At 60.3% G+C, this 26,108-nt stretch carries 29 protein-coding genes; 15 read left to right on the top strand and 14 right to left on the bottom strand.

Going from position 1 to position 26,108, the window contains the following annotated elements:
* Positions 1-262 precede the first annotated feature (262 nt).
* Together PLD_RS13285 and rarD are read left to right on the top strand one after the other, a co-directional pair.
* Positions 263-1,276 carry an aldo/keto reductase gene (locus PLD_RS13285; protein WP_159893272.1) on the top strand — a complete coding sequence of 338 codons (1,014 nt, stop codon included), beginning with the start codon at positions 263-265 and terminating at the stop codon, positions 1,274-1,276.
* 201 nt (positions 1,277-1,477) lie between these two features.
* Positions 1,478-2,359, top strand: coding sequence for an EamA family transporter RarD (gene rarD / locus PLD_RS13280; protein WP_159893270.1), 882 nt, complete (start codon positions 1,478-1,480; stop codon positions 2,357-2,359).
* A 90-nt stretch (positions 2,360-2,449) separates the two neighbouring features.
* Here rarD and hpaR read toward each other — a convergent pair whose 3' ends face one another.
* The 3 genes from hpaR to PLD_RS13265 form a co-directional block, all read right to left on the bottom strand.
* Entirely contained in the window at positions 2,450-2,872 is a 423-nt protein-coding gene (hpaR, locus tag PLD_RS13275) for a homoprotocatechuate degradation operon regulator HpaR (RefSeq protein ID WP_159893268.1), read from the bottom strand.
* Between the two features lie 129 nt (positions 2,873-3,001).
* Positions 3,002-4,078 (bottom strand): 4-hydroxyphenylpyruvate dioxygenase, encoded by a 1,077-nt coding sequence (hppD, locus tag PLD_RS13270; protein ID WP_159893266.1) that lies wholly within the window; start codon positions 4,076-4,078, stop codon positions 3,002-3,004.
* 252 nt (positions 4,079-4,330) lie between these two features.
* Positions 4,331-5,287 carry a DMT family transporter gene (locus PLD_RS13265; protein ID WP_159893264.1) on the bottom strand — a complete coding sequence of 319 codons (957 nt, stop codon included), beginning with the start codon at positions 5,285-5,287 and terminating at the stop codon, positions 4,331-4,333.
* An 85-nt stretch (positions 5,288-5,372) separates the two neighbouring features.
* On the opposite strand from PLD_RS13265, the gene PLD_RS13260 reads away from it, so the two are divergent.
* From PLD_RS13260 to PLD_RS13250, 3 genes are all read left to right on the top strand, one after another.
* A complete protein-coding gene (locus tag PLD_RS13260; protein ID WP_159893262.1) occupies positions 5,373-6,266 on the top strand; it encodes a LysR family transcriptional regulator in 894 nt (297 codons plus the stop codon).
* Positions 6,267-6,347: 81 nt separating this feature from the next.
* Positions 6,348-7,889, top strand: coding sequence for an EAL domain-containing protein (locus PLD_RS13255; RefSeq protein ID WP_159893260.1), 1,542 nt, complete (start codon positions 6,348-6,350; stop codon positions 7,887-7,889).
* A 249-nt stretch (positions 7,890-8,138) separates the two neighbouring features.
* Positions 8,139-8,504 carry a histone-like nucleoid-structuring protein, MvaT/MvaU family gene (locus PLD_RS13250; RefSeq protein ID WP_159893258.1) on the top strand — a complete coding sequence of 122 codons (366 nt, stop codon included), beginning with the start codon at positions 8,139-8,141 and terminating at the stop codon, positions 8,502-8,504.
* A 234-nt stretch (positions 8,505-8,738) separates the two neighbouring features.
* Here PLD_RS13250 and PLD_RS13245 read toward each other — a convergent pair whose 3' ends face one another.
* Complete coding sequence (locus PLD_RS13245; protein WP_159893256.1) at positions 8,739-9,266, bottom strand: DUF4946 domain-containing protein; 528 nt, start codon at positions 9,264-9,266, stop codon at positions 8,739-8,741.
* 198 nt (positions 9,267-9,464) lie between these two features.
* Here PLD_RS13245 and gloA point away from each other — a divergent pair, with 198 nt between their 5' ends.
* Positions 9,465-9,986: a lactoylglutathione lyase gene (gloA, locus tag PLD_RS13240; RefSeq protein ID WP_159893254.1), complete on the top strand. Its 522-nt coding sequence runs from the start codon at positions 9,465-9,467 to the stop codon at positions 9,984-9,986.
* Between the two features lie 112 nt (positions 9,987-10,098).
* Here gloA and ahpF read toward each other — a convergent pair whose 3' ends face one another.
* From ahpF to PLD_RS13225, 3 genes are all read right to left on the bottom strand, one after another.
* The gene (gene ahpF / locus PLD_RS13235) at positions 10,099-11,664 is read right to left on the bottom strand and encodes an alkyl hydroperoxide reductase subunit F (protein ID WP_159893252.1); all 1,566 of its coding nucleotides are present in this window, start codon (positions 11,662-11,664) and stop codon (positions 10,099-10,101) included.
* A gap of 133 nt (positions 11,665-11,797) precedes the next feature.
* On the bottom strand, positions 11,798-12,361 hold the full coding sequence (gene ahpC, locus PLD_RS13230) for an alkyl hydroperoxide reductase subunit C (protein ID WP_159893250.1): 564 nt from the start codon (positions 12,359-12,361) through the stop codon (positions 11,798-11,800).
* Positions 12,362-12,512: 151 nt separating this feature from the next.
* A complete protein-coding gene (locus PLD_RS13225) occupies positions 12,513-13,451 on the bottom strand; it encodes a site-specific integrase (protein WP_159893248.1) in 939 nt (312 codons plus the stop codon).
* Positions 13,452-13,630: 179 nt separating this feature from the next.
* On the opposite strand from PLD_RS13225, the gene PLD_RS13220 reads away from it, so the two are divergent.
* On the top strand, positions 13,631-14,638 hold the full coding sequence (locus PLD_RS13220) for a DNA-binding protein (RefSeq protein WP_159893246.1): 1,008 nt from the start codon (positions 13,631-13,633) through the stop codon (positions 14,636-14,638).
* Here PLD_RS13220 and gorA read toward each other — a convergent pair whose 3' ends face one another.
* Both gorA and galU read right to left on the bottom strand, forming a co-directional pair.
* A complete protein-coding gene (gene gorA / locus PLD_RS13215; RefSeq protein WP_159893244.1) occupies positions 14,639-15,997 on the bottom strand; it encodes a glutathione-disulfide reductase in 1,359 nt (452 codons plus the stop codon). It lies immediately after the preceding gene.
* Between the two features lie 132 nt (positions 15,998-16,129).
* Positions 16,130-16,969 (bottom strand): UTP--glucose-1-phosphate uridylyltransferase GalU, encoded by an 840-nt coding sequence (galU, locus tag PLD_RS13210; protein ID WP_011061681.1) that lies wholly within the window; start codon positions 16,967-16,969, stop codon positions 16,130-16,132.
* A gap of 456 nt (positions 16,970-17,425) precedes the next feature.
* Here galU and PLD_RS13205 point away from each other — a divergent pair, with 456 nt between their 5' ends.
* Positions 17,426-17,707 carry a hypothetical protein gene (locus tag PLD_RS13205; RefSeq protein ID WP_159893242.1) on the top strand — a complete coding sequence of 94 codons (282 nt, stop codon included), beginning with the start codon at positions 17,426-17,428 and terminating at the stop codon, positions 17,705-17,707.
* A 14-nt stretch (positions 17,708-17,721) separates the two neighbouring features.
* On the opposite strand, the gene PLD_RS13200 is transcribed toward PLD_RS13205, so the two are convergent.
* The 4 genes from PLD_RS13200 to PLD_RS13185 all read right to left on the bottom strand — a co-directional run bounded on the left by PLD_RS13200 (position 17,722) and on the right by PLD_RS13185 (position 20,151).
* Complete coding sequence (locus PLD_RS13200) at positions 17,722-17,952, bottom strand: hypothetical protein (protein ID WP_159893240.1); 231 nt, start codon at positions 17,950-17,952, stop codon at positions 17,722-17,724.
* A gap of 69 nt (positions 17,953-18,021) precedes the next feature.
* Positions 18,022-18,942 (bottom strand): c-type cytochrome, encoded by a 921-nt coding sequence (locus tag PLD_RS13195; RefSeq protein WP_159893238.1) that lies wholly within the window; start codon positions 18,940-18,942, stop codon positions 18,022-18,024.
* Positions 18,939-19,589, bottom strand: coding sequence for a cytochrome c (locus PLD_RS13190; protein WP_159893236.1), 651 nt, complete (start codon positions 19,587-19,589; stop codon positions 18,939-18,941). Before PLD_RS13190 ends, PLD_RS13195 begins: the two co-directional genes overlap by 4 nt.
* Before the next feature lie 211 nt (positions 19,590-19,800).
* A complete protein-coding gene (locus tag PLD_RS13185) occupies positions 19,801-20,151 on the bottom strand; it encodes a hypothetical protein (RefSeq protein ID WP_159893234.1) in 351 nt (116 codons plus the stop codon).
* 209 nt (positions 20,152-20,360) lie between these two features.
* On the opposite strand from PLD_RS13185, the gene PLD_RS13180 reads away from it, so the two are divergent.
* The 4 genes from PLD_RS13180 to ada all read left to right on the top strand — a co-directional run bounded on the left by PLD_RS13180 (position 20,361) and on the right by ada (position 22,777).
* Positions 20,361-20,663: a DUF1883 domain-containing protein gene (locus PLD_RS13180; RefSeq protein ID WP_159893232.1), complete on the top strand. Its 303-nt coding sequence runs from the start codon at positions 20,361-20,363 to the stop codon at positions 20,661-20,663.
* A gap of 32 nt (positions 20,664-20,695) precedes the next feature.
* Positions 20,696-20,866, top strand: a complete 171-nt coding sequence (locus PLD_RS30455) for a hypothetical protein (RefSeq protein ID WP_178116132.1) — start codon at positions 20,696-20,698, stop codon at positions 20,864-20,866.
* 71 nt (positions 20,867-20,937) lie between these two features.
* Complete coding sequence (gene alkB / locus PLD_RS13175) at positions 20,938-21,618, top strand: DNA oxidative demethylase AlkB (protein WP_159893230.1); 681 nt, start codon at positions 20,938-20,940, stop codon at positions 21,616-21,618.
* An 85-nt stretch (positions 21,619-21,703) separates the two neighbouring features.
* Positions 21,704-22,777, top strand: a complete 1,074-nt coding sequence (ada, locus tag PLD_RS13170; protein ID WP_159893228.1) for a bifunctional DNA-binding transcriptional regulator/O6-methylguanine-DNA methyltransferase Ada — start codon at positions 21,704-21,706, stop codon at positions 22,775-22,777.
* On the opposite strand, the gene PLD_RS13165 is transcribed toward ada, so the two are convergent.
* A complete protein-coding gene (locus tag PLD_RS13165) occupies positions 22,741-23,229 on the bottom strand; it encodes a GyrI-like domain-containing protein (RefSeq protein WP_159893226.1) in 489 nt (162 codons plus the stop codon). The two genes, ada and PLD_RS13165, sit on opposite strands and share 37 nt — an antisense overlap.
* A gap of 196 nt (positions 23,230-23,425) precedes the next feature.
* On the opposite strand from PLD_RS13165, the gene PLD_RS13160 reads away from it, so the two are divergent.
* The 3 genes from PLD_RS13160 (at position 23,426) to modB (ending at position 26,108) form a co-directional block, all read left to right on the top strand.
* A complete protein-coding gene (locus tag PLD_RS13160; RefSeq protein ID WP_159893224.1) occupies positions 23,426-24,490 on the top strand; it encodes a nitronate monooxygenase family protein in 1,065 nt (354 codons plus the stop codon).
* A 169-nt stretch (positions 24,491-24,659) separates the two neighbouring features.
* A complete protein-coding gene (gene modA / locus PLD_RS13155) occupies positions 24,660-25,427 on the top strand; it encodes a molybdate ABC transporter substrate-binding protein (protein WP_159893222.1) in 768 nt (255 codons plus the stop codon).
* Entirely contained in the window at positions 25,428-26,108 is a 681-nt protein-coding gene (gene modB, locus PLD_RS13150; RefSeq protein WP_159893220.1) for a molybdate ABC transporter permease subunit, read from the top strand.

Raw genomic sequence — 26,108 nt, 5'->3', positions numbered from 1 at the left:
GGTTCGCCGGCAAGCCGGCTCCTGCACCACAACGCCACCTCCCTCGATGACCAGTCGAGAGCTTTCACTCCTGACGGCGCGTAGTCCAGATACAAGGAGCTGGCTGGCCAGCCAAGGCGATCTCATGGGCCCCTTCGCCGGCAAGCCGGCCCCGTCGAGGAGACGCCATTCAGGCATTGCGCAAGCCCGGCGTTGTGGTATTTGATGGTCGCCCCATGGCCGGTATTGCCCTGGCCAGCCTTCTAGCACAAGGATTTCGCCCATGAGCTATCGCATCCTCGGCCACTCCGGCCTCAAGGTTTCCACCCTGACCCTGGGCACCATGATGTTCGGCGAGCAGACCAGTACCGAAGACTCGCTACGCATCATCGACAAGGCGTGGGATCAAGGGATTAACTTCATCGATACCGCCGACGTCTATACCCAGGGCCGCTCCGAAGAGATTGTCGGCGAGGCCATTGCCAGGCACCGCCATGAGTGGGTGCTGGCCTCCAAGGTGGGCTTCGGCCCTGCCGACGGGGTGCCCAACCGCAGCGGCCTGAGCCGCAAACACATCTTCAACGGCATCGACGCCAGCCTGACCCGCCTGGGCACCGATTACCTGGACATCTATTACCTGCATCGCGAGGACCACAACACACCACTTGAGGTGAGCATCTCGGCCATCGGCGACCTGTTGCGCCAGGGCAAGATCCGCTACTGGGGGCTGTCCAACTATCGGGGCTGGCGGATTGCCGAGGCGATTCGAGTGGCCGACCAGTTGGGGGTCGACCGTCCGGTGATCAGTCAACCGCTGTACAACATCGTCAACCGTCAGGCCGAGGGCGAGCAGATCACCGCCGCCAAGGCGTATGGGCTGGGCGTGGTGCCTTACAGCCCATTGGCGCGGGGCGTGCTCAGCGGCAAGTACGCACCGGACGTGGCACCGGACAGCGGCAGCCGCGCCGGGCGCCAGGACAAGCGCATCCTGGAAACCGAATGGCGGGTCGAGTCCCTGCGCATCGCCCAGCAGATCCAGGAATACGCCCAAGGCCATGGCGTCGGCATCGTCGAATTCGCCATCGCCTGGGTGCTGAACAACCAGGCGGTGAGTTCAGCCATTGTCGGCCCGCGCACCGAAACGCAGTGGGACGCCTACATCCGGGCCCTGGAGGTGAAGATCAGTGCCGAGGATGAGGCCTTCATCGACGCCCTGGTTACCCCGGGGCACGCGTCGACCCCTGGCTTCAATGATGTCGGCCACTTCGTCTCGGGACGTTTTCCGCACCTGGGCTGAACCATGCCGGTGGCAGCGCAAACGCTCTTGCCACCGGCCTCCGTCGCGTCAGGTGCTGTCTCAGGTTCGCTGTAAACGAGAAATTATCCCGCCAGGGTGTCGCAATCAGAGCAAAAATCTCGCGGCAAACCCTCTATATTGCCCCTCGCGTCTGCACCCTTCTTTCCATGCATCCCGAGCGTTCGGGTTTACGAGGCCAGAGTGTCTAAAGGTATTGCGTTATCGGTCCTGGCGTCGGTGCTGTTTGCCGTCATGTATTTCTACACCTCGCTGTTGGTGCCCCTGACCGGAGTGGAGATCTTCGGCTGGCGGATGCTCCTCACCCTGCCGTGCATGAGCCTGTTCATGCTGCTCAGCGGTGAGTGGTATCGGGTCGGCGAAGTGCTGCAACGGGTGCGTGGCAAACCGGTTCTGTGCCTGGCGATGCTGCTGTCCTCGGCGCTGGTGGGGGTACAGCTCTGGCTGTTCATGTGGGCCCCGCTCAACGGCCACAGCCTGGATGTGTCGTTGGGGTATTTCCTGCTGCCACTGACCATGGTGCTGACCGGGCGCATGGTGTATGGCGAACGCCTGTCACGTTTGCAGACCGTGGCAGCGGTGCTGGCGTGCCTCGGGGTGCTGAACGAGCTGTATCAGGTGGGTAGTTTTTCTTGGGCGACCCTGATGGTGGCCGTGGGCTACCCGGTGTATTTCGTACTGCGCCGGCGCCTGGGCACCGATCACTTGGGGGGCCTGTGGCTGGACATGGCGCTGTTGATCCCGGTGGCCCTGTGGTTTGTGCAAGGCGGTGAACAAGGCTTTGCCGTGGTGGACAACCATCCCGGCCTGTACCTGCTGATCCCCTTGCTGGGGGTGATCAGCGCCTCGGCGCTGGCGTGCTACGTCATCGCCAGTCGCTTGCTGGCCTTCAGCCTGTTCGGCCTGCTCAGTTATGTGGAGCCGGTGTTGCTGCTGTTTGTCGCGCTGCTGCTGGGAGAAAGCATCAAGGCCGGGGAATGGCTGACCTACATACCGGTCTGGCTGGCGGTGCTGGTGCTGGTGCTCGAAGGCTGCAGGCACCTGATGCATCAGCGCCGGGCCTGACTTATCCGCGCAGGGCTCGCGGCGGCCCAAGGCTTCCCCAGCGCGCGGCTCGCGCCAGTCACTCCCGCGGGCGAATAGGCGCACGCAAGCTCAGGGCTTGATCTGTTTGAGTTCGTTGAGCAGGGCCAGCAAGGCTTGCATCTTCTCTTCGCCAAACTGCTGCTGGATCTTCTGGTAATTGATTTCCATGTCGCCGCTCATGGACTCGAAGCAGGCCTGACCCTTCTCGGTCAGAGTGATGAACAGCCGGCGCTGGTCTTCCGGAGACTTGCGGCGGCTGACGTATTCGTCACGCTCCAGGCGGGTAAGCACGCCGGTCATGCTCGGCGGCAGAATGCAGGCCATTTTTGCCAGTTGATGGCTTTCCAGTTCGCCGTTCTGGCGCAGGATGCGGATCACCCGCCATTGCTGCTCGGTCAGGTCGTGCTGATTCAGCGAGGGTCGAAAGAACGCCATCGCGGCCTCGCGGGCCTGCAACAAGGTCAAGGTCAGGGAAGGTCGAGGGTTTTTCATCAAGGCGTCGGTCATGGGCTGAGAAACAAAGGCGCAAACATTAACACATTCACAATCGCTAACCGACAGGCAAAACAAAGCCCGATCAGACGGTGTCTGATCGGGCCGTGGGCTCAAGCCTGCCGGGGGTTATTCGGTGGCCAGAACACCGCGACGCACCTGGTCGCGCTCGATCGATTCGAACAGTGCCTTGAAGTTGCCCTCGCCGAAACCATCGTCGCCTTTACGCTGGATGAATTCGAAGAATACCGGCCCCATCAGGGTTTCCGAGAAGATCTGCAGCAGCAGGCGCTTGTCGCCAGCTTCCGAAGAGCCGTCCAGCAGAATGCCCCGCGATTGCAGCTCGTTGACCGGCTCACCGTGGTGAGGCAGGCGGCCTTCGAGCATTTCGTAGTAAGTCTCTGGCGGCGCGGTCATGAAACGCATGCCCATTTTCTTCAACGCGTCCCAGGTCTTGATCAGGTCGTCGGTGAGGAAGGCCACGTGCTGGATGCCCTCGCCGTTGAACTGCATCAGGAACTCTTCGATCTGCCCGGCGCCCTTTGACGATTCCTCGTTCAGTGGGATGCGGATCATGCCGTCCGGAGCGGTCATGGCCTTGGAGGTCAGGCCGGTGTATTCACCCTTGATGTCGAAGTAACGGATCTCGCGGAAGTTGAACAGCTTCTCGTAGAAGCCGGCCCAGTAGGCCATGCGCCCGCGGTACACGTTGTGGGTCAGGTGGTCGATGATCTTCAGGCCCGCACCCGGTGGGTTGCGGTCCACGCCGTCGAGGAACACAAAGTCGATGTCATAGATCGAGCTGCCTTCGCCGAAACGGTCGATCAGGTACAGCGGCGCGCCGCCGATGCCCTTGATCGCCGGCAGGTTCAGCTCCATCGGGCCGGTTTCAATGTGGATCGGCTGCGCCCCCAGTTCCAGGGCGCGATTGTAGGCCTTCTGCGAGTCCTTGACCCGGAACGCCATGCCGCACACCGACGGGCCGTGTTCGGCGGCGAAGTACGAGGCGACGCTGTGGGGTTCGTTGTTGAGGATCAGGTTGATCGCACCCTGGCGATACAGATGCACGTCTTTTGAACGATGGGTCGCGACTTTGGTGAAACCCATGATCTGGAAGATCGGTTCGAGGGTATTGGGGGTGGGCGATGCGAATTCGATGAATTCAAAGCCCATCAGGCCCATTGGGTTTTCGAAGATATCTGCCATGGTTGGCGCCTCATCATACTTTTTAGAATTAACGGATCGTTAGTTGCTATCAATGCTGAGGAAAGAAGGCGGTGCGCAGGAGATGCCCCGCACGCTGCGCGCGAGGAAGTCACCGTAAATCAGTTGAAACCCGAGTATCTTCATTTCGACCCTGTATTACCGGCTGGGGGGCGAGGCTTCTGCTGCCAGAAGACTTTATTATTGTATGCGTAAATGGATTCTACACAGCGTAAAAGCCTTTGTCCGCATTCTCTATAAAATCGCCTTTCTCGCCTGGCCCGCAAGGGGTTTGTTGCACTGGTAGATGCCGCCGAGCATCAACACCCCGCCCATTCCCATCACCAGGCTCAGTTGCTCTTCCAGCAACAGTGCGCCCAGCAGCACTGCCGTCAGCGGATTGAGGGCAATAAATACTCCGGAGCGGGTGGCACCGATGCGTCGCAGGCCGTCGTAGTACCAGATATAGGCCAGCGCGGAACCCAAGACGCCCAGGTACAGCAGGCTCAAGCCCTGGTTCAGGTCCAGGCGGACAATGGCATGCAGGTCGAACTCGCCCCTGGCCAGGGTTGCGACCCACAGCATCAGGGTTCCCATCAGGATCGAATAGGTGACGGTCTGCAACGGGCCAAGGTGCTGATTGAGGTCTTTGGAACACAGCGAGTACACCCCCCAACCCAGGACGCAGCCGAGTATCAACAGGTCGCCATACCAGCCCCCTGCCCCGGCAGCCAGGGCCGAAGGATCGCGACTGCAGATCACCAGGGCTGCGCCACTCAGGCACGACAGGATGCCCAACAACTTGCGCCGGCTCAGACGTTCCTTGAACAGTGCCCAGGACGCCAGGGCAATCACCGCAGGATTGAGCGCCACGATCAAGGACGCCCGCGAGGCGTTGATCTGTTGCAGGCCGAGGAAGAAGCACAGGTTGTAGAAAAAGATGCCGAAGAACCCCAGGAGCGCCAGTTGGCCGAGCTGCTTGAGGCTGGGTCGGGCCAAGGAAATGCGCGCCACCACCATGAAGCCAAGCAGGGCCAGGCTGGCAAGAAAGAAACGCAGGCTGGCAGCCAGCCAGGGGGAAAGCCCACCGGCCAGGTAGCGACCGGCGACGAAGGTGCCGCCCCAGATCAAGGTCACTGCCGCCAGTTTGCAATAGACCGCCAGGTCCCCGTGATCGGTCGCCAGGGCGCCGTTAATACCGCTTTCACTCATGATCATGCTGCTCTGTGGTCGTGGATTTGTGCTGTGAGGTCATTCTTTGTCTAATAGCTGATCATCGTAAAATGAGCTTTCACTCATGACCCTGACCCAATTGGAGATCTTCTCCCGGGTGGCCGAGCTGGCGGGCTTTACCAGCGCCGCCACGCGCCTGGGCATCACCCAGTCGGCCGTGTCCCACGCCATCAAGTCCCTGGAACAGGAACTGGGGGTCGAGCTGTTCCGCCGCCATCAGGCCCAGGTCGAGCTCACCGATATTGGTGGCCAACTGTTGCTGCGGGCCCGGGCCATGCTGGGGCTGGCGGCGACCCTGGAGCAGGAGGCCGCCGATGCGCGGGGTATGAAGCGCGGCACCTTGCGCATCGGCTCCTTTGGCCCCACCTCCTCCATGCGTCTGTTGCCATCCATCCTCAAGGAGTACCGGCGCGAGCATCCGGGAATCGAGGTGCATATCGACGAGGGGCCGGATCGCCAGGTGCTGCAATGGCTGCAGGAGCGACGAGTCGACCTGGGTTTTGTGGTGTTGCCCGAGGAGCGTTTCGACACCTTCGCGCTGATCGAGGACCAGTTGATGGCGCTGATTCCCGCGGGCCATGCCCTGGCCCGGGAGCAAGAGATCCGCCTCGAACAACTGTGTCACGATCCCTTCGTGCTGACCGAAGCCGGCTCGGCCGAGCTGGTTACGCGCTTGTTCATCGGCGCCGGCCTGAGCCCCAACATCCGCTACCGCAGCTCGCAACTGCTCAGCACCCTGGAAACCGTAGCCCGGGGTGACGCCTTGAGCATTCTGGCCGAGCTCTCCTTGCCCCCGGCAGCGGACGCCCGCTATGGGAGCAAACCCCTGTCGCCGCCAGTGCGGCGCCAAGTCGGGATCGCCGTGCTCGACCGGCGCCAGGCATCGCCGGCGACACTGGCCTTCATCCAGCATGCACAACGCCTGTATCGTTATCCAAAGCCGTCTATCCTGCGATGATCCACACAACGTCAGGAGGCTACCGCCCCCGCTGCGGCAGCCAGACGCTGGCACGCCCCTCCTCCGCCACAGGTTCGATCGATGCCCCTGACCGCCAAAGGTCCGCTAAAGCGCTCTACCCGCACACTCTGGACATTGTTGGCGATTGTGCTCCCCATCGGATTGGGGGCCGTCATTCTCTATGCCCAGGCCGAACGAACGCTGGTACGCAGCAGCCTGGAAACCGCCGAGGAAGCCATTCGCCAGTTCGACCTGATGCTGGACAACACCGACATTGCCGCCAGGGCGTTGCTGCCCCAGGCAGGCCTGGAGTGCGACGAGGTGCGGCAACTGGCCCTGAGAGATCAGGTGACGCGCCGGCCATTCGTGCGCTCGACCAACCTGGTGTGGCGCAACAACAACAACTACTGCAGTTCATTGCTGGGCAGCTATCCGGTGCCCCTCGATCCCCGGGACTACGTTGACGGCCGGCTCTGGCTCATGGGTGGCAATCCCGTCACCCCCAACACCGCGCTGCTGGTCTACCGCTGGAGTGAGGGCGAGCGCTCGGCCCTGGCGACCATCGACGGTTATCACCTGACCAACGCCCTGCACCTGATCAGCCGCTTCGCCCATTTGCAACTGCAGGTGGGCGAGCATTGGCTGTCCAGTGATGGCAGGATCCACGACGGCGCGCCGCCACTGGCAGCAGTGGCCCCCTTGCATCTGAGTTCATCGCGTTATCCCTACAGCGTCAGTGCAGGATTTCCCGAGGGGGACATCTGGAAATACATGAAAAGCCAGTACCCGGCGCTGTTCAGCCTGCTGGTGTTTTTAGGCTGCGCCGCCGGCGTCCTCGCCAACTGGGTGCAAAAGCGTTCCGCCTCTCCCAGCCATGAACTGCGCCGAGCGCTGGAAGCCAGGGAGTTCATTCCATACGTTCAGCCGGTGGTGCGCGGCGACACCTTGCAATGGGCGGGCATCGAGGTGCTGATGCGCTGGCAGCACCCCAAAGAGGGGCTGGTGCGTCCGGACCTGTTCATCCCGTTCGCCGAGCACTCAGGCCTGATCGTCCCCATGACCCGCTCGCTGATGCAACAAACCCTGGAGGCGCTGGCCCCACATGCCCAGGCCTTCATCGACGGTTTTCACATCGGCATCAACATCACCGCCAGCCACTGCCGTGATCTGCAGTTGCTGGAGGACTGCCGGGAGTTTCTTGCAGCCTTCCCGCCCGGCAAGGTGATCCTGGTGCTGGAGCTGACCGAGCGCGAGCTGATTGAGCCCACCGAGCTTACCCGGCAACTGTTTGCGGCGCTGCGAGAGCTGGGCGTAATGATTGCGATTGACGACTTCGGCACCGGGCATTCCAGCCTGGGCTACCTGCGCAAGTTCAATGTCGATTACTTGAAGATCGATCAGAGCTTCGTTGCCATGATCGGGGCCGATGCACTGTCACTGCATATACTCGACAGCATTATCGAACTCTCGGGCAAACTCGATCTGGGCATAGTCGCCGAGGGTATTGAAACTCCCGAACAGCGAGATTACCTGGCGGCACAGGGGGTGGACTTCCTCCAGGGTTATTTATTTGGACGGCCAATGCCCTGCGCGGAGTTTGTTGCGACGCTAAAGAGCCACTAAATAGCCATACCAGAACAAAAGTGCTCGACACACCGATTCAGCACACCCACCCATTTGAATCAATTGGCAGATACAGCCCTGTACAAGAACAACCTGATTTACTCTGAGCGCATTAACTACTACAATTTTTCACGCCTATACAAAATTCACGGGCAGGCCACTTAATCAAGCCTTAATCGGCTTATGGCTTATGGCTTATAGCTTTGTTTGTGGTTTGTATCAGCCAAATAGACTATTGGAGTGAAGATATTGTCCAGACTTGCTGAATTTCGTGCTGCAGAAAAAGCACTTCAAGAACAGCTCGCGCAGCTTGAATCCCTGAAAAACGACGCCGGACTCAAGAAAGAAATCGAGTTCGAAGAAAAGCTTCAGGCCCTGATGAAATCCTATGACAAGAGCCTGCGCGACATCATCGCCATCCTTGACCCCGACTTGGGCAAGTCCGTGCTTCCGCAGGCCAATGCCCCTAAACAGCGCCGCGCACGCGTGGTCAAGGTTTATCAGAACCCGCACACTGGCGAACTGATTGAAACCAAAGGCGGCAACCATCGCGGACTGAAAGCCTGGAAAGAACAGTATGGCGCTGCCACTGTTGATTCCTGGCTACGTGCTTGAATAAAGCCGCCCCCCCCAAAAAAGGCCCTGCACATGCAGGGCCTTTAACATTGTTAAGAATATTCTTATTACGACTTTCATCTAAGAGCAGATCCGCCCGGCATCGCCTGCTTTCTCTTGCCCAGCCTTGCCCGCCAAGCGATCCTGTGCCTCAGGTCAACTTCACGCTTAAGTGCGTTTTCGATACCAGAATCTGTTATCTGCGAAAAACAAACCACCGGATCAGAATTTTCTTTAAAGTTTAAGGCCGTTTCGTACAAGAACTATCTCATCCATGCTGTCGGCATAAGCAGCAGCCTGCCCGGCATATGAAAGTACATAAGCCTTATCGCCATCCAGCGCTGCCACCAATGTTTGTGACAACACATGCCGGCCGTTCTGGGTAATGGTGCAAGTGGTTTCCAACGCCTCTAGACGACTCAATTTCGCGGCGTGGATTTTGTTGCAAACACTCTGATAGCCGCTTTGAGCAAAGTCCTTTTGCACTGACTTGCGCATCTCCAGCAGCACGCCTTGAAGATTGACCACATGCCCGCTTTCAACTTGGCTCGCGGTCAACTCCATGACCATCTGAGGATTGCCTGCGGCGTCATTTTTTACCGCGCGCTGACGGGAAACCTTGGCCGCCGAATCCCCGTCCTGCCCAGGCACCGCTTCCACCGTCCAGCCCTGGGGCCAGGTTATTTCCGGGGCCGCCTGCGCTACACCAGCCAATACCAGCAAAGACAGGGCCGCAGCCCGGGTTTTAAACGACTCGATCATGCTGCTGCACACTTGAGGAACGGGGTTTGAAGTCTGAGCCCGGCGCCAGGAATGGGCAATAGACCAGGAGGTTTGGGTTTGGCGCCATCGCGCCCACGTGCGTATCATTACGCAATCCCAAGGATGTCCGAATCACCGCCTGCCAAGGTTCTGCTGGCCTTCGACAGCAGCCCTTGCCGCACTTTTCCCGGAGGGCCCATGAGCCTCAACGAACTCAACACTTTCCCCGGCGTGACCGCCCAACCAGACGCCGCCACCGCACGCTTCGTGTTCAACCACACCATGTTGCGGGTCAAGGACATCACCCGCTCACTGGACTTCTACACCCGGGTACTGGGCTTCTCGCTAGTGGAGAAACGCGACTTCCCAGAAGCCGAGTTCAGCCTGTACTTCCTCGCCCTGGTGGACAAGTCGCAGATTCCCGCCGATGCCGTCGCGCGCACCGAATGGATGAAATCGATCCCGGGCATTCTTGAACTGACCCACAACCACGGCACCGAGAACGACGCAGACTTTGCCTACCACAATGGCAACAGCGACCCGCGGGGCTTCGGTCATATCTGCATTTCGGTGCCGGATATCGTCGCTGCCTGCGAGCGCTTCGAGACCCTGGGCTGTGACTTTCAGAAGCGCCTGAACGATGGTCGCATGAAGAGCCTGGCCTTCATCAAGGACCCGGATGGCTACTGGGTTGAAATCATCCAGCCAGCCCCCCTATAAGCACCGGCTGCATAGACGCTTCGCAGAGGCCGATTGTCGACCACTCCAAAGGCGTCCAATAAAAAACCCCATGAGCCAGGCTCATGGGGTTTGGCGTTTTTCGCTCAGCGGATCACGCGGGTGCCGAGGTGCGAATCAAATGATCGAAGGCGCTGAGAGATGCCTTGGCGCCCTCGCCCACCGCAATCACGATCTGTTTGTACGGCACCGTCGTCACATCGCCGGCGGCAAACACACCGGGCAACGATGTCTCTCCACGAGCATCGACAATCACCTCTCCGCGGGCCGACAACTCCACCGCGCCTTTTAGCCAGTCGGTGTTGGGCAGCAGGCCAATCTGCACGAAAATCCCTTCCAGCTCGACGGTGTTGAACTCACCGGAATCACGGTCTTTGTAGACCAAGCCGGTGACCTTCTGGCCATCACCCTTCACTTCGCTGGTCAAGGCACTGGTGATGACCTTGACGTTGGGCAGGCTGAACAGCTTGCGCTGCAGCACGGCGTCGGCGCGCAGCTTGCTGTCGAACTCCAGCAAGGTGACGTGGCTGACGATACCCGCCAGATCGATAGCCGCTTCTACGCCGGAGTTACCGCCGCCAATGACCGCTACACGCTTGCCCTTGAACAGCGGGCCGTCGCAATGCGGGCAGAAACACACGCCCTTGGCTTTGTATTCCTGCTCGCCTGGCACGCCCATTTCACGCCAGCGGGCACCGGTGGCGAGAATCACCGACTTGGCCTTGAGGCTGGCACCGCTTTCAAACTGAATCTCATGCAGGCCGCCCACTTCCTTGGCCGGCACCAGGGCACTGGCTCGCTGCAGGTTCATGATGTCGACGTCGTATTGCTTGACGTGCTCTTCCAGTGCCGCGGCCAGTTTTGGCCCTTCGGTCTCTTGCACCGAGACAAAGTTCTCGATAGCCATGGTGTCGAGCACCTGACCACCAAAGCGCTCGGCAGCAACACCGGTACGAATGCCTTTACGGGCCGCGTAGATGGCCGCCGAAGCACCGGCCGGACCACCGCCAACCACCAGCACATCAAAGGCCTCCTTGGCATTGAGTTTCTGCGCTTGCTTCGCCACCGCTCCGGTATCGAGCTTGGCGAGGATTTCTTCCAGGCCCATGCGGCCCTGACCGAAGTTCACGCCATTGAGGTAGACACTGGGCACGGCCATGACCTTGCGCTCATCCACCTCGGCCTGGAACAGCGCGCCGTCAATGGCCACATGACGGATATTCGGGTTGAGCACGGCCATAAGGTTCAAGGCCTGGACCACGTCCGGACAGTTCTGGCAGGACAGCGAGAAGTAGGTCTCGAAGTTGAACTCGCCTTTGAGCGAGCGGATCTGCTCGATCACTTCAGCGCTGGCTTTCGACGGATGACCACCTACTTGCAGCAGGGCCAGCACCAGGGAAGTGAATTCGTGGCCCATGGGAATGCCGGCGAAACGCAGGTTGATATCACTTCCCGGGCGATTCAACGAGAACGACGGCTTGCGCCCATCGGTGCCGTTATCGAGCAACGTAATCTGGTTGGAAAGACTGACAATGTCTTTGAGTAACGCGAGCATTTCCTGGGATTTCGCACCGTCGTCGAGGGAGGCGACGATCTCGATCGGCTGGGTGACCCGTTCCAGGTATGACTTCAACTGAGCTTTAAGATTGGCGTCCAACATACGGGCGATTTCCATGTTCTGAATAAAGAGATGGTTCGGTAAAAAAAAACGCCCGAGCGAATTTCGCCCGGGCGTTTTGGGGGCGGTGCAACTGACTTAAGTGCGGATCACCGCCCCTGGGTAATGCATGGGCTTAGATCTTGCCGACCAGGTCCAGGGACGGAGCCAGGGTGGCCTCGCCTTCTTTCCACTTGGCTGGGCAGACTTCACCAGGGTGGGCAGCGACGTATTGAGCAGCCTTGATCTTGCGCAGCAGCTCAGACGCGTCACGGCCTACGCCACCGTCGTTGATTTCAACGATCTTGATCTGGCCTTCAGGGTTGATCACGAAGGTGCCACGGTCAGCCAGACCGGCCTCTTCGATCAGCACGTCGAAGTTGCGGGAGATGGCCAGGGTCGGGTCGCCGATCATGGTGTACTGGATCTTGCCGATGGCCGGCGAGGTGTTGTGCCAGGCAGCATGAGCGAAGTGGGTGTCGGTGGAAACGCTGTAGATCTCAACGCCCAGTTTCTGGAACTCGGCGTAGTTGTCAGCCAGGTCTTCCAGCTCGGTCGGGCAAACGAAGGTGAAGTCAGCCGGGTAGAAAAACACCACAGACCATTTGCCTTTCAGGTCAGCGTCCGACACTTCGACGAATGCGCCGTTTTTGAATGCGGTAGCTTTGAACGGTTTAACGTGGCTGTTGATGATAGGCATCGATGACTCTCCATCAGTGGTTGAAAACAGTGGGTGAACAGTTGATGGGGAGAATCCTAGCCAATGAGTTAGCGCTTGGCTCATTGGCAAACCTGATGCTGACGATTGGCTTTGACTATCAGACGGGCTAATGAACAGAAAAAAGCTTTATCTACTGCGGAACAGGCTTCTCCTCGAGCTGCGCCATGCCCATGAATGGATTGGCGTCGACGTAGCGCATGGCGGACTTCATGTCCTTCCAACCGACATAGCTCATCAGCGATTTCAAGTCCCAGCCACTGCGGTGAGCCCAGGTGGCGAAGCCACGGCGCAACGAGTGGCTGGTGTAATGCTCGGCGGCGATACCCGCACGCTCCAGGGCTTGGCGCAGCAGAGGAATCACGCTGTTGGCATGCAAGCCCTGCTCACTCAAGTGCCCCCAGCGATCGATGCCGCGAAACACCGGTCCGCGAACCAGCGCTGCCGTATTGATCCACTCGATATAGGCCTGCACCGGGCACAACCGCAATAAGGCCGGGGTGTGGAAGGTGCGGCCAAGATTGTCGCGGTCCCCTTTGCTGCGAGGTAAATAGAGGCTGATACCGGAACCGGCACTGGCCTGCACATACTCAATCTGCAAGCGGCACAACTCATCGCTGCGAAATCCGCGCCAGAACCCCAGCAGGATCAATGCCCGGTCACGCCGGGCACGCAACAGGTCAGCCTGACGACCGTCAACGCCGGCAGCCGTCGCTGCCTCGTCAAGCCAGGCAATCACGCGCTCCAGGTGCTGTAGTTGCAATGGCTCGGCCTGCTTTTCCTGAGCCGGATGCACGGCGCGAATCCCCTTGAACACCTGGCGCACCACCGGCGCCTTGGTCGGGTCGGCGAAACCCTGGCTGTTATGCCACTGCGCCAACGCCGACAAACGCAACTTCAAGGTATTGATCGACAACTCTGCGGCGTAGGCCACCAGATAGCGCGCCACGCTATCGGCCGTCGCAGGCAGAAAACCGCCCCACTGCACCTCGAAATGTTCGATGGCGGCCCGGTAGCTACGACGGGTGTTATCGCGCGTGGCGGCTTGCAGGTAACGATCCAGCTCACTCATGGGCTCTCACTCGGGCAGCGGTACGGCGATGAAGGACGAAAATCGCCCTTAGTGGCAATGACGCGGGGTAATACTAATATATCCCGCACTATATTTATGCTGTCGATCGATCATAAGCGCGTGTACAATACCGCATAAATACATACTACGTATCACAGTATCAAATCGTCGGAGGATGCATGGCTCGTGGAGGCATAAACAAGGCGGTGGTGAAAAAGGCCCGCGAGGCGATCCTTGCCCGCGGCGAACACCCCAGCATTGATGCGGTACGCATAGAAATGGGCAATACCGGCTCAAAAACCACCATTCACCGCTACCTGAAGGAACTGGACGACGGCACTTCCCGTCGCGATGCCGGCCCGGTAGCACTGGACGAAGAGCTGGGCGAGCTGGTGGGACGATTGGCGCTACGCCTGCAAGAGCAGGCCCAGGCGCCCCTGGAGCGCGCCCTCGCCCAGTTCGAACAACAGAAGCAAACCCTGGAGCAACAGCTCGACGATGCGCGGCGCGATGAACAGCAGCTCCTACAGCAGTTGCAGATTCAGGCCACTGCCCTGGCCGGCGAAAGCGCCACCCTGCAGAACATCCGCTCCATGCTGCAAAGCGAGCAAACCCGCAACGCCGAACTCAACCAGGTACTGAAGACCTACGACCTGCGCCTGGAAGACAAGGAGCAGCAGATTCGCTCCCTGGAAGAAAAGCACCTGCATGCCCGCGATGCCCTGGAGCACTACCGCGCCGCCAGCAAGGAACAGCGCGAACAGGAGCAGCGCCGCCATGAGGGGCAACTGCAACAGGTACAGATGGAACTGCGCCAAGCCCAGCAGAGCGCACTGGTGCGCCAGGATGAAATCACCCAACTGCACCGTGATAACGAACGCCTGCTCAGCGAGCAGCGAGCCACCCTGAAAACACTCAAGCAAGCCGAGGACGCCGCGAGCAAGAGCGCCGCTGCGCAGGTACAACTGGGTGAGCAATTGGCTCGCCAGGACAATGCCAGCGCCCTGCTGCAAGAACGCTTGCGCGTGGCTTCAGAGGAGATTCAGACACTCAAGAACAGCGCCGAGCAGCAGGCTCGACAGCACAAAGAGATGGAGTTGCGCGCCGCCAAGGCCGAGGCCGGCCTTGAGGCGCTGCGTCTGGCCGCCACAATCAAGGCTCAGCCAGACACACCAGCGGACTCATGATCAGTCCGCGACGGGGGTACGCATGGTGACGAACTCTTCGGCGGCCGTCGGGTGCACACCGATGGTTTCGTCAAAGTCGCGCTTGGTCGCCCCCGCTTTCAGGGCGATCGCCAAACCCTGGACGATTTCCCCGGCATCCGGCCCCACCATGTGGCAGCCCAGGACCTTATCGCTGTCGGCATCCACCACCAGCTTCATCAAGGTGCGCTCCTGGCAGTCGGTGAGGGTCAGCTTCATCGGCCGAAAACGGCTCTCGAAGACCTGCACCTTGTGCCCTGCCTCACGCGCCTGCTCCTCGCTGAGGCCCACCGTGCCGATGTTCGGCAGACTGAACACCGCCGTCGGAATCATCCGGTAGTCCACCGGACGGTACTGCTCCGGCTTGAACAGACGCCGCGCCACGGCCATGCCTTCAGCCAGGGCCACCGGCGTCAGTTGCACGCGACCGATCACATCACCAATGGCCAGGATCGATGGCTCACTGCTTTGATACTGATCGTCGACCTCAATGAAGCCGCGCTCATCAAGCTTGACGCCGGTATTCTCCAGCCCCAGGTTGTCGAGCATCGGCCGACGCCCGGTAGCGTAGAACACACAGTCAGCCTGCAACTTGCGACCGTCCTTGAGGGTGACCTCAAGACTGCCATCAGCCAGCTTGTCAATGCGCTGAATATCGGCATTGAACTGCAACCCCAGGCCGCGCTTGGTCAGCTCTTCCTGCAAGTGCTTGCGCACCGCGCCATCGAAGCCGCGCAAGAACAGGTCACCGCGATACAGCAATTGAGTGTCGGCGCCCAGACCGTGGAAGATCCCGGCAAACTCCACCGCGATGTAACCACCGCCCACGACCAGAACCCGCTTAGGCAGCGTCTTGAGAAAGAAGGCTTCATTGGAACCGATGGCATGCTCACGCCCCGGAATGTCCGGAATATCCGGCCAGCCGCCCGTCGCGATGAGAATGTGCTTGGCGGTGTAGCGCTGGCCGTTGACTTCCACCTGATGCGCGTCGATCAGCTTGGCGTGGCCTTCATGCAGGGTCACACCACTGTTGAGCAGCAAATTGCGGTAAATGCCATTAAGGCGATTGATCTCGCGATCCTTGTTAGCGATCAGGGTCGCCCAATCGAAATTCGCCGCCCCCAACGACCAGCCAAATCCGCAGGCCTGTTCGAAGTCTTCGGCAAAGTGGGCGCTGTACACCAGAAGCTTCTTCGGTACGCAACCGACGTTGACACAGGTGCCGCCCAGATAGCGGCTTTCAGCGACCGCGACTTTCGCCCCAAAGCCCGCCGCGAATCGCGCGCAGCGCACACCGCCGGAACCGGCGCCAATTACATAAAGATCAAAATCGTAGGCCATTTCACTCTCCCAGGCAGGCTGACAAGCATAACCGCAGATGGCGATCGGGTCAGCGCAGAGGATTGACATCAGGACGCCAAATGAAAAAGCCACCCGGAGGTGGCTTTTCCCAACAAACCCAAGCAGTCGCTATCAGTAAGCCTTGCCAGTCTTGTAGAAGTTCTCGAAGCAAAAATTGGTGGCGTCGATGTAGCCTTCAGCACCACCGCAGTCGAAACGCTTGCCTTTGAACTTGTAGGCCATCACGCAGCCGTTTTGCGCCTGCTTCATCAGGGCGTCGGTGATCTGGATTTCACCGCCCTTGCCCGGCTCGGTCTGCTCGATCAGGTCGAAGATGTCCGGCGTCAGGATGTAACGACCGATGATCGCCAGGTTCGACGGCGCATCTTCCGGCTTGGGCTTCTCGACCATGCTGTGAACGCGGTAGATGTCGTCGCGGATCATCTCGCCGGCGATCACCCCGTACTTGTTGGTTTCCTGCGGATCGACTTCCTGGATGGCCACGATCGAGCAACGGAACTGCTTGTACAGCTTGACCATTTGAGTCAGCACGCCGTCGCCTTCAAGGTTGACGCACAGGTCGTCCGCCAGCACCACCGCGAAGGGCTCATCGCCGATCAGCGGGCGACCGGTCAGAATCGCGTGGCCCAAGCCTTTCATTTCAGTCTGACGGGTGTAGGAGAACGAGCACTCGTCGAGCAACTTGCGGATACCGACCAGGTATTTCTCTTTGTCGGTGCCCTTGATCTGGTTTTCCAACTCGTAACTGATGTCGAAGTGGTCTTCGAGGGCGCGCTTGCCGCGACCCGTCACGATGGAGATTTCATTCAGCCCGGCGTCCAGCGCTTCTTCAACGCCGTACTGGATCAGTGGCTTGTTCACCACCGGCAGCATTTCTTTAGGCATGGCTTTAGTCGCTGGCAGGAAGCGAGTGCCGTAACCGGCTGCTGGGAACAAGCATTTCTTGATCATATGAGTCCTTAAAAAGGCTGTGCGTACAAGTTTCGGCGCAGTCTAATCAGGCCGCGTGCACCTTACAATGCCCCGCGCTGGCTGACCGCTGCCAAGATAGAGAAATAAAGCGTCAGATAGTTCCGCAGCATCCACTAGATAGCCGACGCCGTAAACCTTGATCACCCCGCAACGCTCGCAAACCGGTGCCTGCGACGGCTTGCGCAAGGCTCGCCAGTCGACTCGACGCCCTAGCAGAAGCAGACTTTGCAGCCACCTCGCCCCGCCTTTGAAGCCCCCCCTGAGCCGCCTCGAAAGCAACCCGATCCCCCCATCACCCTCGCCCACCGAAAAGCCGCGGCACTTTTCAGTGACCGTTGCTGACTAAGGTGATGCGCTGTACCGAAATGGCCACCGGCTATAACATCGCCGCCTGACTGCCCGATCTCAACGCCCCCTCGAAGATGACGAACATTCATGAACAAACTTCTCGCACTCTCCGCAGTGATGACCCTGAGCGGATGCGCCACTGTTTCGGACACCTACCTGGCCAATGGCGAACAGGGCTTGAGCATTGATTGCTCCGGAGAAGCCGGCTCTTGGGCCAGTTGCTACGAAAAAGCCGAAGCCTCATGCGCCGGCACCGGCTATCGGATTGTCACCACTCAAGGCTCCCCTTCACCCAAAGCAAGCGACAAGACCCTGGGGATCGACGTCGGCAACTATAAAAGCCGCAATGTCGTGGTGGTTTGTCAGTAAAGGCCGAACCTGCGCTACATATGAATCTCAGCAAACTTGATCCCTAGGCCACGAATGGTTTCGATCAAGTCATCGAGACGGGAAAAGGATTCCACCTCGTCGCTTTCGTCCACCAAAAAATAGCTGCGCCCGGCGCTTTTCTTGAAAAATACGATCCACTCCCCCGAATTGGCCGGGTTCTGAATTACGTGAGTGGCAGAGATCGAGCCCTCTGCATGCTTTTCCCTGACGTCTTCCCGCTTCATGCTTTCTCCCAAAAAGACGATGCCGCCAAGGCGTGAGCCCGGGCGGCATCGGTGACAATGGACGACAGTTTATCGGATGCCTTGGCCTATCAGCACGCCATCTACCGTCTGACCGTACAAATTCACCCCGTCATTGGCGTGAAACTTGATGCGAGTCTTCTCGATCGAGCCTTCCACCAGCCTCGGATCCTGGGGGCGCTCATGGCTATTGACGTAAGCCGCCACGTCCCAAGCCTGCTGATCGCTCAAGCTGCCGCCCTTGCCCAGCGGCATGTTGTGCTTGATGAAGGACGCCGCCGTGTTGATCCGGTGCATCCCCGCTCCCCAGTTGTAGGAATCCTTGCCCCACAATGGCGGCATCACGTAGTCCGCTCCAACCTTCTGGCCTTGCCCTTGCGGGCCATGACACACCGAACATTGCGCCTGATAGACCACCGCGCCTTGCTTGAGGTCATAACCTTTGGCGGGTTGTGCCACCTCGGGATAACCGCGCCCTGGCAGCTCAACACCCAACGGCGCCTTGCTCGCCAGCCAATAGGCATACACCGACAGCGCGGTAATTTCCCGGCTGTCCGCCGCCGGCGGCTGTCCACCGTTCATGCTGAACTGAAAGCAGCCCTGCAAGCGTTCGGCAAACGTATTCACCTTGTCGTTCTTCTTGCGATACGCGGGATACATCGGGTAGGCGCCCCATAGCGGCGCGGAGTTCGCCAGGCGCCCCTGGTCCAAGTGACAGTTGCTGCAGTTGAGGCCGTTGCCGACGAATTGCGGTGCCAGGCGCTTGGTGTCGACAAACAACGCGTAACCATCGCGCACCAACTTGCCATAAGCGTTGTCCGGCAACTCACTCTCCGCCGGCGGCTTGAAGTATTCGGCGTGCGCGCTGGCGCTGGGCGTGGGGATCTGCGACTGGTCTTCCATGGCAATAGTAGCGGCCTGCGCCTGTGTGGCGAGCAACGCCAGCAGCGACCCTGCGATCAATGGCTTCATGGCCGTGCCTCCTGCGTGCTCAAGGTCGCAAAGTAGTCGGCCACGGCGGTGATTTCTTCGCCGCTCAAGGACTTGGCGATATGCCCCATCAGGTCGTTGGGATCATTGTGGCGACTGCCATCGCGCCAGGCATTCAACTGCGCCACCAGATAACTGGCCGGCTGCCCGGCCAGCGGTGGAAACGCCTCGCCCACGCCCACGCCACCTGGACCGTGGCAACTGACACACTCGGGGACCTGCCGGTCCCAGGCGCCGCGCAGCGCCAAACGCTCGCCAACACCGGCGGCGTCCTGACTGCGACTGACAAGGCGGGTTTCAGGCCCCGGCATGGCCGCCAGGGTGCGGGTCACCGCGCTGATCTCATCCTCACTCAGCGCCTTGGCCAGCGGCTGCATGACCGGATTGACCCGAGCGCCGCTGCGAAAGTCGTGCAACTGCTTGCTCAAGTACTCCGCCGACAAGCCGGCAAGACGCGGAAACCCGGCAGGCGCCAGCCCCATGCCATCCGCGCCATGGCAGGCCAAGCAGGCTGTCGCGCCCGGCTGGGCACCCCCCTGGGTAAAAATTGTTCGCCCATCCACGGCTTGGGCGGTTTGCACGCACAACAGCATCAAGCCACTCAAAAGCATCCGATCCAGCGGGATCATATGACCTCCATTATTCTAGTTATATGCTTAGACTCAGCTGAAATAAGCACAGAAATAGTAGGTCAATCAATACCCAGCGACAACGCGCAATAGATCTCCGTCCGTTGAATAAACAGCACTTGAATACGTTTCTCAGGCATTAAAAAGCCTGCTGGTGTACCGGCGTTCAAGACCGGTACACCAGCAGGCGCTGACCAGCTGCGTTTTGAACTCAGCCGGAGATACACTTCTCCCCCGCCTTGCGCACATCTCGCGGACGCAAAGGGTTGTTGGACATCTGTTCATGCAACTTGATACTACTGCCACCAGAACGCTCATCGATGTAGAACACCGCGGCCGGCGACGACGACAAGGCTTGCGGCACAATCACTCGATAGCCATCTTTACGCGGCTCGACTTGCAACGCGCCGCGGCTGGCGGAAAGCTTGTCGCTCAGACACTGGGCGTACTCCTGAGGTTTCTTGCCAGAAATGACACTCAGGGTCGGCGGCGTCTGGTTGATATCCGAGACGCTTGCGCAACCGCTGATTGCCAAGACCGGAACCCACACCCACCGCTTCATATAAAATCTCCAATTAAAGTCCCTCCGACAGCACAGGCGCTGCTTTTCTCCTGAGGTACGGCTTTATCGCCGATTAACACCCAAATAACTGTTTTAAATTGTCAAAGTCCGACACTGGGCCGGAATAATAACCCTTTGAGCCTGATAAACTGCGCCACCGCCCACACAAACGTTGTTTTTTTGTAGATATAGCCCTTCCGGAGGCGCCCATGAAATTCATCCACCAGCGCGAGCACCTGAACGAAGACGACATCGTCGTCATCGAATGCTCCCAGGTCTGCAATATTCGCCTGATGAGCGACGCCAACTTCCGCAGCTTCAAGAACGGCGGCCGCCACACCTACCACGGCGGCGCGTTCGACACGTTTCCGGCGAAGATCACCGCCCCCAGCACCGGCTTCTGGAACATCACCATCGACACCGTCAACCGGCGCCCCATCAGCGTGACCCGCAAGCCCAACCTGACGCACTCGATCCGCATCATTCGCCGCTCCAGCTCGAAACTGCGCTAAGCCTCATCCCTTCTGCGACAACAGGTATTCCCGTGCCCCAGACCACCAAGTACGTCATCAAATACAAGCTCAACGGCGAGCGCCGCTTTGAGTTCGCCCAACTCGCAAGCGGCAGCCAGGAAGAAGCCCGGGCAGCCCTGGAAGCCATGCACGGCCAATCCGGCGATGTGATCAGCGAGATCAGCGTCAGCAAAGCCCTGTAACCCGCCCTCCGACTCAGGCGCGGCCAGCACCGCAAGCGGCCAGGGCAACACACTGGGAGTGAGATTTCACCATGCGTTGTAGCGATAGCGGCCCCGCCACTCCGGGGCTTTTCGACGACCTGGATGTGCCACAACCGACACGCGTCGAGAACCTGGGACCTCAATCCCGGGTACTGCGAGGATTCGCCCTGCCCTGGATCGAACGCCTGCTGCCGGCGCTTGAAACAGTGCTAGCGGAAGCGCCATTTCGCCACATGGTCACCCCCGGCGGCTTCACCATGTCGGTGGGCCTGAGCAGTTGCGGGCAACTGGGCTGGACTACCGACCGCAGCGGTTATCGCTACAGCCGGATCGACCCGCAAAGCCGGCAACCCTGGCCGCCGATGCCCGAGGCATTCCGGCAACTGGCCGAGGCGGCGGCGCAAGCGGCCGGCTTCAGCGCGTTCACTCCCGACGCCTGCCTGATCAACTGCTATCGACCCGGGGCGAAAATGTCGTTGCACCAGGACAAGAACGAGCGCGATTACAGTGCGCCGATTGTGTCTTTGTCCCTGGGCCTGCCGGCGCTGTTTCTGTTTGGCGGCCAACAGCGCAGCGACAAAAGCCAGCGGGTTCCGCTGCTGCACGGTGACGTAGTGGTCTGGGGCGGAGTCGATCGCCTGCGATATCACGGGGTGTTGCCCCTCAAGGACGGCGAGCACTCCCTGCTCGGCCAGCAACGGATCAACCTGACCTTTCGCCAAGCCGGCTGAGGCACGACATTCAAGCGCAAGCCGCGGAGTGTCGATCAACCCGCCCTTGGTTAATCTGCTCGCGACTTCTTGCCGAGTACCGACCATGACTGCAGCGCCGCACAAACACCCGATCGAACAGGATCCACGCTGGCAAGCCGTGCTCGAACGCGACGCCCGCGCCGATGGCTCATTCGTCTACGGCGTCAAGACCACCGGAGTGTATTGCCGCCCCAGCAGCCTGTCGCGCCTGCCCAAAGCGGAAAACGTCGAATTCTTCGACACGGCGCAACAGGCCGAAGCCGCGGGATACCGGCCGAGTAAGCGTCAAGCACGCGATCAGAGCCAGATCGCGGCCCAGCATGCGGCGCTGGTCGCCGCCGCCTGCCGCCAAATCGACACCGCCGAGTCTGCACCCAGCCTCAAGCAACTGGCACAACAGGCCGGCATGAGCCGCTACCACTTCCACCGCGTCTTCAAAGCCGCCACCGGCCTGACCCCTCGGGGCTACGCCAACGCCCAGCGCTCACGTAAAGTCCGCTCGCAACTGGAGCGCGGCCACTCGGTGACCGAGACGTTGTACGAGGCTGGGTTTAATTCCAACAGCCGCTTCTACGCCACCGCGGACCACATGCTGGGCATGAAACCCAGCGACTATCGCGCTGGCGGCGATAACGCCGATATCCGCTTTGCCGTGGGCCAATGTTCCCTGGGAGCGATCCTGGTGGCCCAGAGCGTCCGCGGAGTGTGCGCGATTCTGCTGGGGGATGATCCCAACCAACTGGTGGAAGAACTGCAGGACAAATTTTCCCGGGCCAACCTGATCGGTGCCGACCGTGATTTCGAACAACTGATCGCCCAGGTGGTGGGTTTTATTGAAGCGCCCGGGATAGGCCTGGACCTGCCCCTGGACCTACGCGGCACGGCGTTTCAGGAACGGGTCTGGCAAGCCTTGCGGCGCATCCCCTCCGGCAGCACCGTCAGCTACGCCGAAATCGCGCAACGCATTGGCGCGCCCAAGGCCGTGCGCGCGGTGGCCCAGGCCTGCGCCGCCAACCGTCTGGCAGTGGCCATTCCCTGCCACCGGGTGGTGCGCAGCGACGGCAATCTCTCGGGCTACCGCTGGGGCGTGGAACGCAAGCGTCAGTTACTGGAGCGCGAGAGCCTGTCCGAAGGTTGAATACCGATGTAGATGGCGACCGAATCGGCGCTGGTATAGACCTCGAAATCAGTGGCAAAGGCACGGCGGACCTGCGGGTTGTCTTGAAAATAAGCCCAAATCAGGCCCCAAGCCTGGATCACGCACTCAGGCATTGCTCCCTTGGCGCTGAACACCAGGTAATCGCCGCCCTGAATATCCACGCTGGGGTAGTCGGCACAAGCGCCACTCAGGGCCACCCCAGCCGTCACATCGAAGTACCCGCCAGCATCGGACTCGTAGTTGGAGTAGACGCCATAGACGAACGAGTCGGGCTGCCTGGGAGCGATCTTGTCGAACAGATCCTCGACATAAAAACGCTGCCACAGCGGCCCGATCCTGGCCGTGTCCGCCTGCTGCTCGTGGGTATTTAGGGTGCGTACTTGCAAACCCGCCACGCTGAAGGGGCGCACTTCGCGCAGTTTTACATCCATGGTCAGCCTTCCCTCTGCGGCAATGAATCGAACGGTGCGGCGCAGTCTAGCGTCGTCGGGACATCGCCGACAGCCTCGGATGAACGACACCCGTCATCGACCCTGCACCCTCGTTGCGCGCTGGCGTTGAGCAAGGGTGTTCTGATACAAAACCGCCGCAGCCCCTCCCCACTCTGCCAACGGAGAACCCCTTCCAATGAGCCAATGGACTGATCGCCGCCTTCTTGATCTACTGGGCATTGACTTGCCAATCATTCAAGCGCCCATGGCCGGAGCCACGGATTCCGCCATGGTCATTGCCGCCTCTCGGGCGGGAGCCCTGGGCTCGCTGCCCTGCGCCATGCTCAGCCCTGAGCAGATTCGCCACGAAGTGCAGGTTATTCGCTCGGCCACGCACAACCCGCTGAACCTGAACTTTTTCTGCCATCAGCTGCACCCAGTCGATGCCGAACGAGAAACCCGCTGGAAGCACGCTCTGCAACCCTACTACCGGGAACTGGGCGCCGACTTCAATGCCCCTACACCGGTCAGCAGTCGCGCGCCGTTTGACGAAACCGCCTGCCAGTTGGTGGAAGAGTTACGCCCCGAAGTGGTGAGTTTCCACTTTGGCCTGCCCGAGCCGGCGCTGCTGGCCCGGGTCAAGGCCAGCGGAGCGCAAGTGCTGTCCTCCGCCAGCAACGTCGACGAGGCCCTGTGGCTGGAGGAACGCGGCTGCGACGCGATCATCGCCATGGGTTACGAAGCCGGCGGCCATCGCGCAATCTTCCTCAGCGAAGACCTCAACAGCCAAGTCGGCACCCTCGCCCTGGTGCCGCAGGTCGTCGACGCAGTGAAGGTGCCGGTCATCGCCGCGGGAGGCATCGGCGACGCCAGGGGCATTGTCGCGGCGCTGGCCCTGGGAGCCTCGGCAGCACAACTGGGCACCGCCTACCTGTTCACCCCGGAAGCCAAGATCAGCGCGGCTCACCACAAAGCGCTGCGCAGCGCCAAGGACAGTCAGACCGCGTTGACCAACGTGTTCACCGGCCGCCCGGCCCGCAGCATCATCAACCGGGTGATACGCGAACTGGGCCCGGTCAGCCCATTGGCTCCTGCCTTCCCTCGGGCCGGCGGCGCGCTGCTGCCGCTGCGAGCCAAGGATGAGGCGGATTTTTCCAACCTCTGGTCCGGTCAAGCCCTGCGCCTGGGCGTTGAAAAGCCCGCCTACGAACTGACCCTGAGCTTGGCCGAACAAGCCCTGGCCCAACTGCACAGACGCTGAATCACCCCGCCGTGACTTGCTCGCGGCGATGTCCAGTGGCGGCAGGGCGCAGTGTTTCGCTCATCGACAAATCGCTATATATTCCGCTATATAGCGATTCCCCATCGCCTTGGTGCAGCCCCGCAATCACACCCTGCCCAACGCGTCCTTGTGCCCATGGAGCTGTTTGATGAACCTTCGCACCTCAGGTTTTGCCTCGTCGAGTCTTGCCGCCCTGCTCACTCTGCTTGCCTCCGGCTCGGTTCGGGCCGATGAAGTCCAGGTAGCGGTCGCCGCCAACTTTACCGCGCCGATCCAGGCCATTGCCGCCGAGTTCGAGAAAGACACCGGGCACAAACTAGTGGCCGCTTACGGGGCCACCGGCCAGTTCTACGCACAAATCAAAAATGGCGCGCCCTTCGAAGTGTTCCTTGCCGCCGATGACCGCACGCCGCAAAAACTCGAAAGCGAAGGCGACATCGTCAAGGGCTCACGCTTCACCTATGCCATTGGCACCCTGGCTCTGTGGTCGGCCAAGGACGGCTACGTCGACAGCAGCGGCCAAGTGCTCAAGGCCAACCCATACCAGCACTTGTCCATCGCCAACCCGAAGGCCGCGCCGTATGGCCTGGCCGCTACTCAGGTACTGGCCAAGCTGGGCCTGACCGATCAGGTCAAAGGCAAACTTGTCGAAGGCCAGAACATCACCCAGGCCTATCAGTTCGTCTCCACCGGCAACGCTGAGCTGGGCTTTGTCGCCCTGTCGCAGATCTACAAGGACGGCAAGGTCAGCAGCGGCTCGGCCTGGATCGTGCCCGCCGAGCTGCACGACCCGATCAAGCAAGACGCGGTGATCCTCAAGCAAGGCCAGGACAACCCCGCCGCCAAGGCGCTGGTCGACTACCTCAAGGGGCCCAAAGCCGCCGCCATGATCAAATCCTATGGCTATCAACTGTAAATGACCCTCACCAGTGCCGACTTCTCTGCCATCTGGCTGACCCTGAAACTGGCGTCCGTAACGACGCTGATCCTGCTGGTCATCGGCACTCCGATTGCCCTGTGGCTGTCACGTACCCGCTCTTGGCTAAGGGGACCGATCGGCGCCGTGGTGGCCCTGCCGCTGGTGCTGCCGCCCACGGTGATCGGTTTCTATCTGCTGCTGGCCCTGGGCCCCAACGGTTTCTTCGGCCAGCTCACTCAGTCCCTGGGGCTGGGCACCCTCACCTTCAGCTTCAGCGGCCTGGTGCTGGGGTCGGTGATCTATTCCATGCCCTTTGTGGTGCAGCCGCTGCAAAACGCCTTTTCTGCCATGGGTAGCCGGCCCCTGGAAGTAGCCGCCACCTTGCGCGCCAGTCCCTGGGACACGTTCTTCTCGGTGATCCTGCCCCTGGCGCGGCCAGGTTTCATCACCGCCTCGATCCTGGGCTTCGCCCATACCGTCGGCGAGTTTGGCGTGGTGCTGATGATCGGCGGCAACATCCCCAACAAAACCCGGGTGGTGTCGGTGCAAATCTACGACCACGTCGAGGCCATGGAGTACGCCCAGGCCCACTGGTTGGCCGGAGCCATGCTGGTGTTCTCGTTCCTGGTGCTGCTGGCGCTGTACTCCAGCCGCAACACCAAAGCCGGCTGGAGCTGA

It is taken from the genome of Pseudomonas sp. LD120 (assembly GCF_009861525.1).
GTDB lineage: Bacteria > Pseudomonadota > Gammaproteobacteria > Pseudomonadales > Pseudomonadaceae > Aquipseudomonas.
The sequence above is the reverse complement of the archived record's forward strand: the minus strand, read 5'-3'. Positions and strand labels throughout refer to the sequence as shown.

Excerpts from the sequence above, each read along its gene's own strand:
- PLD_RS13285 (WP_159893272.1), top strand. The coding sequence starts at position 263 with ATGAGCTATCGCATCCTCGGCCACTCCGGCCTCAAGGTTTCCACCCTG.
- hpaR (WP_159893268.1), bottom strand. The coding sequence starts at position 2,872 with ATGAAAAACCCTCGACCTTCCCTGACCTTGACCTTGTTGCAGGCCCGC.
- hppD (WP_159893266.1), bottom strand. The coding sequence starts at position 4,078 with ATGGCAGATATCTTCGAAAACCCAATGGGCCTGATGGGCTTTGAATTC.
- PLD_RS13265 (WP_159893264.1), bottom strand. The coding sequence starts at position 5,287 with ATGAGTGAAAGCGGTATTAACGGCGCCCTGGCGACCGATCACGGGGAC.
- PLD_RS13260 (WP_159893262.1), top strand. The coding sequence starts at position 5,373 with ATGACCCTGACCCAATTGGAGATCTTCTCCCGGGTGGCCGAGCTGGCG.
- PLD_RS13255 (WP_159893260.1), top strand. The coding sequence starts at position 6,348 with ATGCCCCTGACCGCCAAAGGTCCGCTAAAGCGCTCTACCCGCACACTC.
- PLD_RS13245 (WP_159893256.1), bottom strand. The coding sequence starts at position 9,266 with ATGATCGAGTCGTTTAAAACCCGGGCTGCGGCCCTGTCTTTGCTGGTA.
- gloA (WP_159893254.1), top strand. The coding sequence starts at position 9,465 with ATGAGCCTCAACGAACTCAACACTTTCCCCGGCGTGACCGCCCAACCA.
- ahpF (WP_159893252.1), bottom strand. The coding sequence starts at position 11,664 with ATGTTGGACGCCAATCTTAAAGCTCAGTTGAAGTCATACCTGGAACGG.
- ahpC (WP_159893250.1), bottom strand. The coding sequence starts at position 12,361 with ATGCCTATCATCAACAGCCACGTTAAACCGTTCAAAGCTACCGCATTC.
- PLD_RS13225 (WP_159893248.1), bottom strand. The coding sequence starts at position 13,451 with ATGAGTGAGCTGGATCGTTACCTGCAAGCCGCCACGCGCGATAACACC.
- PLD_RS13220 (WP_159893246.1), top strand. The coding sequence starts at position 13,631 with ATGGCTCGTGGAGGCATAAACAAGGCGGTGGTGAAAAAGGCCCGCGAG.
- gorA (WP_159893244.1), bottom strand. The coding sequence starts at position 15,997 with ATGGCCTACGATTTTGATCTTTATGTAATTGGCGCCGGTTCCGGCGGT.
- galU (WP_011061681.1), bottom strand. The coding sequence starts at position 16,969 with ATGATCAAGAAATGCTTGTTCCCAGCAGCCGGTTACGGCACTCGCTTC.
- PLD_RS13205 (WP_159893242.1), top strand. The coding sequence starts at position 17,426 with ATGAACAAACTTCTCGCACTCTCCGCAGTGATGACCCTGAGCGGATGC.
- PLD_RS13200 (WP_159893240.1), bottom strand. The coding sequence starts at position 17,952 with ATGAAGCGGGAAGACGTCAGGGAAAAGCATGCAGAGGGCTCGATCTCT.
- PLD_RS13195 (WP_159893238.1), bottom strand. The coding sequence starts at position 18,942 with ATGAAGCCATTGATCGCAGGGTCGCTGCTGGCGTTGCTCGCCACACAG.
- PLD_RS13190 (WP_159893236.1), bottom strand. The coding sequence starts at position 19,589 with ATGATCCCGCTGGATCGGATGCTTTTGAGTGGCTTGATGCTGTTGTGC.
- PLD_RS13185 (WP_159893234.1), bottom strand. The coding sequence starts at position 20,151 with ATGAAGCGGTGGGTGTGGGTTCCGGTCTTGGCAATCAGCGGTTGCGCA.
- PLD_RS13180 (WP_159893232.1), top strand. The coding sequence starts at position 20,361 with ATGAAATTCATCCACCAGCGCGAGCACCTGAACGAAGACGACATCGTC.
- alkB (WP_159893230.1), top strand. The coding sequence starts at position 20,938 with ATGCGTTGTAGCGATAGCGGCCCCGCCACTCCGGGGCTTTTCGACGAC.
- ada (WP_159893228.1), top strand. The coding sequence starts at position 21,704 with ATGACTGCAGCGCCGCACAAACACCCGATCGAACAGGATCCACGCTGG.
- PLD_RS13165 (WP_159893226.1), bottom strand. The coding sequence starts at position 23,229 with ATGGATGTAAAACTGCGCGAAGTGCGCCCCTTCAGCGTGGCGGGTTTG.
- PLD_RS13160 (WP_159893224.1), top strand. The coding sequence starts at position 23,426 with ATGAGCCAATGGACTGATCGCCGCCTTCTTGATCTACTGGGCATTGAC.
- modA (WP_159893222.1), top strand. The coding sequence starts at position 24,660 with ATGAACCTTCGCACCTCAGGTTTTGCCTCGTCGAGTCTTGCCGCCCTG.
- modB (WP_159893220.1), top strand. The coding sequence starts at position 25,428 with ATGACCCTCACCAGTGCCGACTTCTCTGCCATCTGGCTGACCCTGAAA.